General features: G+C 35.2%; 9 protein-coding genes. All 9 read right to left on the reverse strand.

The window, feature by feature from the left end; all coding sequences use genetic code 11:
- Positions 1-108: 108 nt before the first annotated feature.
- Positions 109-1,254 (reverse strand): protein kinase domain-containing protein, encoded by a 1,146-nt coding sequence (locus F891_RS05250; RefSeq protein ID WP_005262464.1) that lies wholly within the window; start codon positions 1,252-1,254, stop codon positions 109-111.
- A 7-nt stretch (positions 1,255-1,261) separates the two neighbouring features.
- Positions 1,262-3,781 (reverse strand): Hsp70 family protein, encoded by a 2,520-nt coding sequence (locus F891_RS05255; protein ID WP_005262465.1) that lies wholly within the window; start codon positions 3,779-3,781, stop codon positions 1,262-1,264.
- 12 nt (positions 3,782-3,793) lie between these two features.
- The gene (locus F891_RS05260) at positions 3,794-4,744 is read right to left on the reverse strand and encodes a hypothetical protein (RefSeq protein ID WP_005262466.1); all 951 of its coding nucleotides are present in this window, start codon (positions 4,742-4,744) and stop codon (positions 3,794-3,796) included.
- A 29-nt stretch (positions 4,745-4,773) separates the two neighbouring features.
- A complete protein-coding gene (locus F891_RS05265) occupies positions 4,774-5,313 on the reverse strand; it encodes an IS630 family transposase (protein ID WP_126038012.1) in 540 nt (179 codons plus the stop codon).
- The gene (locus F891_RS05270) at positions 5,309-5,785 is read right to left on the reverse strand and encodes a helix-turn-helix domain-containing protein (RefSeq protein ID WP_005262470.1); all 477 of its coding nucleotides are present in this window, start codon (positions 5,783-5,785) and stop codon (positions 5,309-5,311) included. The genes F891_RS05265 and F891_RS05270 overlap by 5 nt, the downstream gene beginning before the upstream one ends.
- A 68-nt stretch (positions 5,786-5,853) precedes the next feature.
- Complete coding sequence (locus F891_RS05275; RefSeq protein WP_005262471.1) at positions 5,854-7,497, reverse strand: PspC domain-containing protein; 1,644 nt, start codon at positions 7,495-7,497, stop codon at positions 5,854-5,856.
- 566 nt (positions 7,498-8,063) lie between these two features.
- Complete coding sequence (locus F891_RS05280) at positions 8,064-9,428, reverse strand: AbiJ-related protein (protein ID WP_005262473.1); 1,365 nt, start codon at positions 9,426-9,428, stop codon at positions 8,064-8,066.
- Positions 9,429-10,385 carry a protein NO VEIN domain-containing protein gene (locus tag F891_RS17090; RefSeq protein WP_005262475.1) on the reverse strand — a complete coding sequence of 319 codons (957 nt, stop codon included), beginning with the start codon at positions 10,383-10,385 and terminating at the stop codon, positions 9,429-9,431.
- Positions 10,385-12,145 (reverse strand): restriction endonuclease subunit S, encoded by a 1,761-nt coding sequence (locus tag F891_RS05290; RefSeq protein WP_005262476.1) that lies wholly within the window; start codon positions 12,143-12,145, stop codon positions 10,385-10,387. The genes F891_RS17090 and F891_RS05290 overlap by 1 nt, the downstream gene beginning before the upstream one ends.
- Positions 12,146-12,158 lie beyond the last annotated feature (13 nt).

The raw sequence follows: 12,158 nt of genomic DNA on the forward strand, positions 1-12,158 counted from the left end.
GTGCTACCTTAGCTTTAAAGTCATTTGAATGATTTCTTCTTGGTCTACGTGTCATAAAATACTCCATATATTGATGTTTATAACATCATTTGGGGAGCAAAATATCACTTATAGGTGTTGTTCAAATTTCCTGATCCACCTCTCAATAAATGTCTTACCACAACCAGGTGGACCATATAACAGTATCCCATTTAATGGCTCAATACCATATTTTTGATATTTTTCAATTTGCCTTAGCGATTGTATAACATCCACATCCAATTGTTTTTTCAGGTCACTCATACCTGCAACTTTTTCTAAGCCTTTTCTAGATGTATTATTTTCATTAGATTTTTTCGAATTCTTTTCTAATGTAAGATTCTTATGTGCTTTGGAGTCCCAATCGTTCCAAGATGAATCAAATACTGTCAGCAAATTGGATTTAAGAGCATTTATACTTAGTTTTGCTTTTATTTGGTCGCCATCTAAAATACAACCAAATATATCATCCGCTTTTTCATATATTTTTTTATAAAAAGATAAAGGCGTAGATGGATAACTCATACGATGTATCACTATCCGTTTTTTTATAATATTAGCTGTTTGCTCTTCCCAGTCAATATCATAATTCCAAGGATGCACACCAGTAATACACTTGTATAAAACGACCATCCATGCAAAAAGATCACCTTCTGCATCACATTCTTTAATATTATTGGCACTGGATTGATATGCTAAAGCTATACTTTTCTTTGAACCATCAAAAAATTGATTTACTTTAACCAAACATAAAAAACTTTGTTTTTTTTCTGAGCTGTAATCCAAGTATATATAACTCGGATCTATGAATTTGTGAATCTTCTTGTGATGGCCCAAATATTCCAATGCCTCTAAAATCGGTAATAAAATATCTAAACTTTCCGTAACTGTGAGTTTTAATTTTCGCTCTGCTAAATTTTCAAGTGATTCGCCTTTAAGATAATCATTTAAAAAGTAATAATACTTAACCCCATCACTTATAAAGTTTTTTAATTCAGACTGTATCATCAAATTTGGATGTACGAACAAAGATGCTTGATACAAATTTTCTTTTAATAAATCAATATCAATATTGGCTAGAAAATCATTTTGAATAACTTTCATCAGCTTAAGCTCATGAGAGTTTAAATCCACGACTCGATACACTTCACAACAATCATGTTCACCTAAGTAAATCTGAACTTGATATTGGTCTTGGATTACAGATTTTTTAGGAAATGTACCGACTCGTTTCATTTTCTTCTTAACGTCTCAATAGGTCATTATTAACATTTTGCATAGCTGCTTTACTTTCAGGGCTCATCAATTGCACAACTTCCCAGACAGCCTGCTCAAGACGATCTTTATTAGGATTCATATTAAGCAATTGTTTGAGGTTTTGTACACCACGATATGCTTCTGTACGGTTTGTCCATTTAATTTCATCAAAACTTTCATCGAGATAATAGATAGCACCTACCCAGAAACTAATATCTTGTCCTTGTAGCTCAAATGCCATAGAAGACAATTGACCCTCTAACTTCTTTGCAGATTGAATATCTTTGGCAGCCATCACTTGACGGACATGCTCTTCAGACTCTTCAACAAGACGATTCGTCTGAGTATTACCGTAACGCTTATTTTGCATAATTAAGTGATTGAGTGTTTCCTGAAGCTCTTGCTTCACTTTTGGCCACTCACCAGCTTCTTCTTGCTTATCTAACTCAATCAAAGACTCTTGGAGCTTGGCACGTACTTCTTCCTTACTTGAGCGTTCATGACCACGATCATTTAACACTTGTTCTGCTTCATCCAGCTGTTCAAGCTGTTTTTCTGCAACACTATTTCCTTCATTTACAAGGCGTTGTGCTGTTGCTTTTGCCTGAACAATCTCTTTCTGTAATTCCTCTTTCTTTACATCTTTTTCAATTGTCGGCTCAATCACAATATCAAAACTTTCATCTAAAGATGGCAGATAAACCGATAATTTTCCTCGGCGTGAAGCATCAATATTTAAGGTTACTTCCACCTCACTTCCCGCAGGAAGAAAACTAGAAATATCTTGACCCGTGATAGCAAATTTACCGAAGAATGTATTTAAGATGGCTCTAGATCCCGCATTCTCTCGACTCAATTCATAAATTGGTATTAAAAGTTGATCTTCTTTAACACCTGGTCGAATATCTTTCATAGTCTTGAAAGAACCTTTACCTTTAGCTGGTAAAGTTTTATTTTTTTCTAAACCTGCTAGTGGGTAAACACCCTGTTTGTTATCTACCGTATCATACACCTCAATGCCTACACTATAAGGTAGAGTTGCATTAGCAATCTTCATACCCTGAATAATCGTAATGGAACTTGGTTCACACGGTATATTTGAACCATCAGGTCCAGATAATTTAATGTTAAATTGGTTGGTTTTACCTTCATTTAACATGAGTTCTATAATTTCTACATCGCCTTCAACAATCACTTTCCCTGAAGACCAACCACTATCACCACGAATAATTTCTAAAGTAAACGTATCAGGCAAGTTGGCTGTAGACTGATCACGGTCAATCCGAATGCCTAAATTTTCATGCGTTTCTACAGTCGTTTCCGGATATTTCAGGCTTAATTGTGCTTTTGAACTATCACGTTTTTGTAGATCCCCTGGAATATCTTTTGTAGAAGCAAATAACGCAGCACCTTTTGCCACTGCTGTCATCGGGTCAATATTTGTATCAACCTTTTCTGTAATTTGCTCTTTTAACATGCGGCGCAACGTTTGTTGGAAAGTTGGTCCACCAACGAGGATAAGAGACTCTAAATCACGGCCACTTAAATTATTACGTTTTAATACATCTTGAACGATGTCAATTGCACGTTGGAAAATTGGACTGACGACTTTTTCATACTGCTCCAAACTAATATCAAGATCAGCTTGAATTTCTTCCCCATCATCATCTTCACCCAAATCCTCTAAGAAATAACTCCATTTCTCTTTAGAGGATAAAGCGATTTTTGCTTCTTCAGCATATTTTTTTAATGCATCTTGAAGGAGTTTTTTAGTACTTTCATTTTCAAGAGTATCCGATAACTCACATTGCTTTTGTAATTCTGGAATTAAGAGCTGATCAACAATCGCATTATCAAGATTTTTACCACCGAGATGATTATCACCTTCAGTATCCACCACTTTCATAATGCCTTCTTCAACATGCATTAATGCAGCATCAAAAGTTCCTCCACCAAAGTCAAATACTAACCAATAGCCTGTAGTAGCGTTGGCTTTAACTCCATAAGCGATTGAAGCAGCAATGGGTTCCTGAAGTAATTCACAATAACTAAAACCAGCCAATTCAGCCGCACGTTGTGTTGCATCTAATTGGCTTTGCCTAAACATTGCAGGTACTGTAATTACAGCAGATGTGACTTCCTCATCACGAATATAACCTTTCAGTTTTTTCAATACCTCAGCAGATAATTCTTCCGAAGTATAAGATCGTTGCATATTTGAAGAAGTATATTGGTGGTCCGTCCCCATGGTTCTTTTAAATTCTTGATAACCATTTGGCTCAGCTTTTTTTCGATTTCTATGAAAACTAACGGATTCTCTCTCTAATGCATTTTTTGCGCTCAATCCTACAAAAACAGCTTGTTTTTTATTAAAAGAAACTATAGATGGCGTTGTATCCATCTGATTATCATCACTTTTTATAATAAATGCTTCACCATCCTCCATACGAGCAATCGCTGAGTTTGTTGTTCCTAAATCAATACCGTAATCAATCTTTTGACGCATTTTTATAGTTCCTTAACCTACACTAACTTCTACATCTGCCATACGAATCATCACCCCATTAAAATTCACTTGTGGAACAATAACCTTCGTTATAATACTTTGACCATTTTCTAGTTCATCACTTGGTATGACCTGAGCTTTGATCGACATATTTTCTATATATTCAGCACCAGTATGATCAATAATTTCATAGCCTTGCTCAGATAACTCATCTTCTAGCCGTTCTAATGACTTACTGAGAGGCTTCAATCCTTTAGTATCTTCAGGCAATGCTGCAAGACGTTTACGCATACGATGAATTTCATCCGCCAATTTTAGAGGTAGACTATGATCCGGTTCGCTATTCTGTTGAACCATAGGTGTAACTTTGGCTTGTTCTTTAAGCTGAATTAAAACTTCATGTAAGCGGTCAGCAAGTTGAATGTCAGACTTCACAATATTTTCTTCAGTTTGCCGTACATTATCTAAAGCTAGTTTCACTTGAGAAGACAGATCCTCGCTTGATTGATTCTGTCTTTTTCTGAGTAAGAAGTAGCTTGCAGCAATTAAAGCTAATGCTAAAAACAACCCGATCAGTGCTGCGATTGTTCGAGTAGCAATACTGTCGTTAATCGTTGCAGTAGTATCAGCAGTTGTTTTATTGAGCTGATTTAATTTTTCAACTGTCTGTGCATGTGCTTTTATACTTTCCTGTAATTGCGCTTCTAAAACTTTTATCTCGTCATTTAAAGTCTTTATTTGCAATTGATGTTGTTCATCTTGCTCAACAATCTTTGCACTTAAAGCTTGTTGCTGTTTAAGGCTTTCTGTCTTAATTTGCTTAAGCTGTTCTAATGTCTGTTGGTTTAATTGTTCAACCTCAACAAATTTAACGCGGATATCCTGTGGGATTTGATCATTCGATGCTGCTGATACATGTCCAAATAATCCACCCAATACTATAAGCACAGCTATTCTTTTCATTGAATTCTTCATTCTTAAATAAGTATCAACTAAAAAGTAAACATGTATTCATTACCAAAACCCTTTGAAATCTGCCCAACCCAACGCTCTATTTGATCTGCCTTCATTACCTTAAAATCCCGCCAGTTATACTTCATCTGCTTCCAAACCATCTCAATTCTATTCAGCTCAGGACTATACGCAGGTAGAAAATACAAAGTCGTTGAATACTCTTGTACAAGAAGCTTGCGCCAATCTACCATCTGTTTGCTGCGATGAATCGAGGCATTGTCAACAATCAACACCAAAGGAACTTGATAGCTGCGTTTCACCTGTGCTGCTACACCCATCAAATAGGCATAAAACCAGCGACTGTTAACGGACTCCTGTAGGCAACTGGTGATCAGATGACCCGTTGACAGGAGACAACCCATCACATTAACTCGCTTTAGTCTTACAGCATCAACCGCATGAACATCGCCTATCTTTGTCCATGCATAACGGTTATCTGGCGTAGCCGAAAATCCTGTTTCGTCGACATAGCCCAATACAATTTCACCACGTGCCGCTTGCTCACGTAATGCTTCAATTTGCTGTTGCGCTTGTCCAAATGCGGTCGGGTCTCTTTTTTTTCAAGCTGTGGCGGGTGCGTTTGAAGACCATGCCTGAATCTCGCAAAAACTTGCGAATAGTTTCAACAGACACGGACACACCGTGTTTTTCATGCAGTTTGACTCGGATTTGTTCTGCATTGAGTGGGCTTGTGTTGACCCACTCTAAGATTTGAGCCTGATAGTTTGATGTCAGTGTATTGGGACGGCCTGAGCGATGACCTTCTTGAATCGATTCAAACTGATGTAGCTCCCAATGTCGGCGTTGTAGCCTTATGGTTTCTGGGATACGCTCTTGTAACGCAGCAACTTCGGCAACAGTTTTACCTTCGGAAAGCCAGAGAATAGTTTGGGCACGTTGTCTTTCACGCCAATGTGCTGCATGCTTGGTCAGGAGAATTAGTTGTGCACGCTGTTCTAAGCTGAGTGGGACGGTAACAATCCGTGGCATGTGCAAACATCGTTTAACCAAAAATGTCTTTTCGCATGTTTAGTTATTTTTGTCAACTTACTCAATCATTAATTTCTTTTTGGCATAATCATGCTCAATATGATGTATACAATGACCCCTGGCCAAATAGACGTAAATACACTAATTAAAACGAAAGCAAGTCGAAGGACTCCCGCACTCCATCCCCAAAGTTCCGCCAACCCACCGAGGGTTCCACTAACTATGATATCTGTATCAGATTTATAGAAGCCGGGCTCTTTATATGCTGAAGGATATGATGAATTATTATTCGAATAATTCGATGTACCATTTCTTTTGACAGTTTCTAAAATACTATGCACTTCATTGGCTTGTGAACTTATACTTCGATAATTATTTTCTAATCGCTCTTTAACTTCTGATGATTTTTCAAAATTCCTAAGTTGCGCCATAACATCACGGACTGACACAGCTACTCTATAAAAACCTTCTAAATTTTTATCACGTTCTAATCGATCACTCGCTTCATTAAATTCATCAATTAAGTAATTCAAAATTTTGGTAACGCAGTAGGAGGATACTGTATAGTACATTTCGTTATGTACATCTACTTTTGCCAGCTCAATTTTAAATACATTCAAAACTTTTCTAGCATCATCTATGGAGTGTAAATCTCGTTTTATATAATCAGTAATAGTTGCATAGATCTCTTCAAATTTATCATTTTCTATTAAATCAATTAATTCTTCTTTATTTTTCTCAATATCCTGAGCAACCTGTCCATAGGATGGTAACGCTTCGGCCCATGAAATTAATTCATATGCCAAATCACGATTATCCATCTGATTGTATGCATATAGTGAGCATCGTCTCACCTCATTGGCGTATTCATTGATAATATTCTGAATCTTATAATTTTCTGAAAACTCGTCTATCTCATAAATTAGATCTTCAACTTCTTTCAAACCATTATATTGGTTTATAGAACTTGAATTTTCAGCATCTCTCAACTGTTTACTTTTTTGGATCGCAATCTCGATCTGATTAATACAAGGTGCAAATAATTTCGTCTGAATATAATCCTGCAAGTCTGAATTAAATGTCCAAAACTCATTCAAAAGATCAAGATAATGTTCACCATAAGGCTGTTCTTCCAAATTACTCACAAAGCCAATAAGCTCATCGATAATCTTTTTCACAACTTGAGGCTGATTAACATTTACACTGTTATTACCAAATACAAAGTCTTTAACCTCTTCAAAATGCTCATCGGTTAAATACCCTAAATCTGCCAAAGCCAATTCAAAGTTGGTGGAATCAAATTGTGGTGCCTGAGATCGAAATAAAGAGATGACAGCACGGTTTAATCGCCATGAGAACTTCGCCTCATTTTCATCTTTAGAAATTTGCTGATCCCATATTTCAAATGCTTTTTGAACTGCATTATTTTCAATACACTCTATCGCTAAATCATCCACACTATCGACTTTAGCAAACCAAAAAAATGCATAGACTAATTTATCAGTATCATTTTCTATATCTTTCGCAGCTTGCTGAATCGTATCTACTGTTCTTGTAAGAGGTGCTATTTCAGTTAGATCAAGGGAATATTTTTTTGGCTTACCAAACTCAGCAAATGTTTCTAAATCAGCTACTCTTTTTGCTACTTCTCTTGATGAAGCATTTGCAGTAAGCCCCAAAATACGGTAAGGATTATTAATTACGAACTGCAAGCTACCCTCTACTAATATTTAATTTTTTGTAATTTAATCACATTTCTACATAAAAACAACAATTTATTAATGGATATTTCTACTTCAAGTTAATTTAAAACTTAAAGTAGAAATATCTGTAGCGATGGTGGCAGCTTAACTGACGATCTATTATGAATTCCTATAGATAGTAATTGTTTTTCATTATTCAACTTTTACCCATAATTTACCCAATTATCATAAATTTATGAAGCCCATAACGTAAGTTATGGGCTTCATATTTTGTATCGCCTGCGTACAAGAGAAACGCAACTGAAAAGGATTTTTGACTTGTATATTTTACTTGCCTAAAAAATTAGGCTGTTTCCTCCGCTCTCGAAACATAAGCAAGTTCAACCGACATATACCAGATATTAGCAAAAGCAAAACATCACTAAAGACTACTTGCTAAAAATAAGATTAATCAATTACTTATCAGCCTACAAGCGTTAAATACTTATTCATTGAAATTAGCCTACCAACGCCTAGGTGATAAAATAATATTTAAAAATCATATAGATATAACTAGAATTTTTGTGTTTTAAAAATTAAAGAATTTCATGTTGCTTAAACAATGCTGTAAAGAAATCTTTTACAACTGATACCGCATTATCTCCGGGTGTATTTTGATCATTATAGAACTCCGCACCACCGAAGCGGTAAACCTCATACCCTCTTAAACGTAACTCGCGATCTACCCTAACCATGTCAGCATATCGTTTGGTATCGGCTCGACCATCTTCTTTTGCGTAATGCTGTTTTCCATCAATTTCGATAATCACTCGTTCTAGATTTGGCAAGATCATAAGGAAGTCTATACGTTGCCTGATTCGAGCTTTTCCATTTGGAAGGTTTTTAGCTGAAATTGGATCATATGCTACGTAAACCTGTGGAATTAGTGCGGGTAGATTTTTATCCAGTTGAGAATAAAAATTTTGGAAATATGCGTTAAAGAACAAAATTTCAGGCTCTGAATCTAATGACTCAATAAGACGTTTTTTAAGAGAAATTTTGGAATCTAAGTTGTAATCTTCCCACCATTCCAATAGTTCAGACCAATTTAAACTATCTTCTATTTTTTGATCATAAATGAGTGCCTCACCATCATTAGCAACTAGATTGATGTCACCATCAATTACATCGGTGATGCCAAAGTTTGGTTTTACGCCTTTTGCTCCAAAAATCAGCCTTTGAGGAACTTTACTTGTAGTTTTTCTGACTTCGACAAACTTGTACCTAGTACGATATTTTGATTTTTCTTTGTTTGGTACTAAGCTACAGCTATCTTTAGTTAATATATTATTGAAAGTAGCGACTAATTTGGAATTATCTTCTTCTGTTCTAAAGTTAGGATCTAGAATACCTAGAATAATCCCTCTAAAAGTCCAAGTTGCACAGTTATAAGCACCAACATATTCAAATAACTCATCCAATGACCATGCATTTTGATTATCGACAAGCTCAATTAATTGATTGAATTTTGATGGATTGCTATTTTTACTAGTATAGTTTTGATATTGTGAAATATAAAAATATTTCCTTAAAAATTTAACTCTTGAATCTGAACCACAAAAATATTCAGGTAAATTCGCAATGATCTCTTTACGTGAGTCTAAACAAATAGCGGGTATGTTATCGTCATAAAAAAACATAACCATATTATATAAAACAGGTTCTGGCATTTTTTTAGACATATCTAAGCAGAACTTTAGACAAGTTTGCCAATCCAAAGAACTTAAAATATTAGCAATGCTATTACTTGTAATTTCTATCTTCTTATTATATAGACTAAACCACTGATCAAAATGACCAGAATTGTAAGTAATACCTATAAGACCACCCAAAGTATTAATATCATTTTTAAACATATTCAGCCAAAAAGCCGCAGATTTTATTAGTTCGCCACGTTCCATTTATTTTTTCTCAAAATCTTTTAAACTTGCTTTAAACGCAATCGCTTTAAAATCGCTTGTATCTTTATCGCCAAAAGGATTTTTTCTTTCTTCTAAAGTAACTATTGTGCTGAGATCGGGATCTAGCACGACTCTATAAAGATAACCTTCATCGCCTTTCGCCTCAAGCACGTTGTACTCATTAATGCTAAAGAAAAAATCTGCTTCTGCATTTTGGGTTGTGGTTTTGACTTCAATATAACGATGTTCATCTTCAAAGTGATATTCAATGTCATAGCCTGCGGAAGAATTTTTTTTACTGGTATGAATTAAAGATTTTTTAGGATCGCTTTCAACTCCAAAATCTACTTTTAATTTTTCAAAGAGAAGCTCTTCACCTCTAGCACCAATTTCAGATTGGCGTTCGAGCTTTTTTAAGAGGTCTTCAGGAGATAATTCTTTATCTGATTTTTTTAAAGTTACTGGCGAAAGTTCAACTCTTTTGCATATCGCACCATTGCTACATATTAAATCTACAATTTGTTTAGCGATATCAATCTCTATAAGGCTCAAGAGAACAACAGGATTGTCATGACTTGGTGCAAGCCAGTCCTCGTGATCTAATGCTGCATGATATCCTTTCTTAGAGTCACCTTTTTTATTTTCACTATAGACTTTACCATGTTTGTGAAAACTTCTAACTTCAGGGACTACATCAAAAATATGTTGTCCATTTGGCAAAATGCTTTTCACATAAATGCTTGGAAGATCAGCATTTAATTGAATCATTAAACCCTTTCTATAAGGGAACTCATAAACCAGACCGCCCGCTAAAGCATAGCCATTTTTACTAATTTGTCTCTGATGGCGGCTGTCATGCACATTTTTTCCACCTTTAGACTCAATAAATTTCTCTAGTTCTTCTGTTGCATCAGAAACAGGTAGATTATTTCTATATTTAGTATCAATTGATCCCATCACACCCCTTCCACAGCATTCGCTACCAAAGCATCTGCTAAATGAAGCTTGGTTTTCTGTAATTTACTTTGTAAAACTTGAAGCTGTTCAATCATAGAGAAAATTTCATTTACTTTTTCAATAATTAATTTTTGCTCTTTGATTGGTGGAATAGGAATTAAAAACTTTGAAATATTACCCATACTGAGGTTTGGTCTAGCATTATCCACTTGTTTATCAAACATATAGTTTTTACATATTTCAGAATTAAAGAAATGTAAGAGGAACAATTTATCTAAATATTCTAAAAATAATCTAATTAAACAGACTGCTTGATTAATATTAGCGACTTTCTCTAGATCATAAATAGCAGTTCTACCGATTGACCCACCAACAATATTCATTAAAAAGTCATTCTCTTCAAGAATAGATCTAGGTTCAATTTCATTGAACTTCTCTTCAACATATTTCATATTTTCCAAAATTAATGAATAAGAACCTACATTTTCACTAGTTATAAATAGTAATCCTTCTTCAACATAATTAACTCCCTGCCATTTTGGCGAAGAGCCTTTAGTAATCAATTCAGAGATATTTTCTAAGCGCACCCACGCCCACCCACTCGGCAACTCAAATGGCTTCTCATCCTCAGCAATTTCAGGCAAAGGCTTCGACTTCTTAATCTTACCGTCTTGAATCAGCTTGGCTTTTTCATCCGCAATTTTTTTAAGTAACTCACTTGCAGGCTCATCGCTTGGGTCTTGTTTGACCAACTTACCCATCACAGCAAGCTGTAAAACCGTTTGTTTTAACTGTTCAATGCTGTGTTCCGTAGTAAATAGCACATCAAAGTTTGCGACAATGCGTTGCCAGTTGCCTTGAAAATCATCGGCATCGCTCGATTCAGTTAAGGCTTTTAGTAAAGTATCGACCAATGTGGCATGTGCATCACTGCTTAAAGTTTGTTGTTGTTCAAGCTGATCGCACAGTTGCATGAGTTCATCAACTTTTTCAACGATTTGTGATCTTTCTTCCTTAGATGGCATAGGCACTAGGAATTTTCTTAGATCGGCTGATGATAAGTTTGGCTGAGCAGTACCATTATCGTAAATTTTGATCTGCTTTTTAGCAAAATTAGACTGCAAAAAAAGACTTATATAATCGATGAAGCTATTTTCATAAGCTCTTAATATTACTAAAGATGAAGCAATTGCCCCCTTCAAATCTTTTTGAACAACAGCATATTTACCAAGTGAACCTCTTAAGCAATATAAAATGTCACCTTCTTTAAATTTACCACTGTTTAATGTGTCAAATTTATCCTGAGTAATAAATGTCATCTCATGAATATCAATACTATCATTTTTCAAATGACCAGCATTAACAAATGGAATACCTATTTCAACAAGGCAATCTTTATTGGGATAGTTTTTTCCTCTATCGCCATTCTCAAAATAAAATAAATTTCCTAAAGTTTCCCAAGCCCAAGAAGATGGTATTTTAAATATAGTGTCGTTAAGTTTTTCTTTAATCACACTAGTATCAATTTTTTTTGAATTACTTTTGTTTAGGCTGAAAAACTCTTGTTCAAATTGAACTGTTGAATGAGTTTTTACTAAACTCCCTGAAATCGCCAAATCTAAAATTAATTCACGAAGCTTCTGCACACCATAAATCATATCATTCGAACCCGAACTACGTCCACGCCCTGACTTCTTCTCCGTTTCCGCAGTCAGCCAAATATCCAAGTGCTCAGTAATGAGCTGTTTTACATCGGTCATCTCATTCACCCTA

The sequence above is a fragment of the Acinetobacter sp. CIP 101966 genome, from assembly GCF_000369725.1.
GTDB classification, from domain to species: domain Bacteria; phylum Pseudomonadota; class Gammaproteobacteria; order Pseudomonadales; family Moraxellaceae; genus Acinetobacter; species Acinetobacter lwoffii_Q.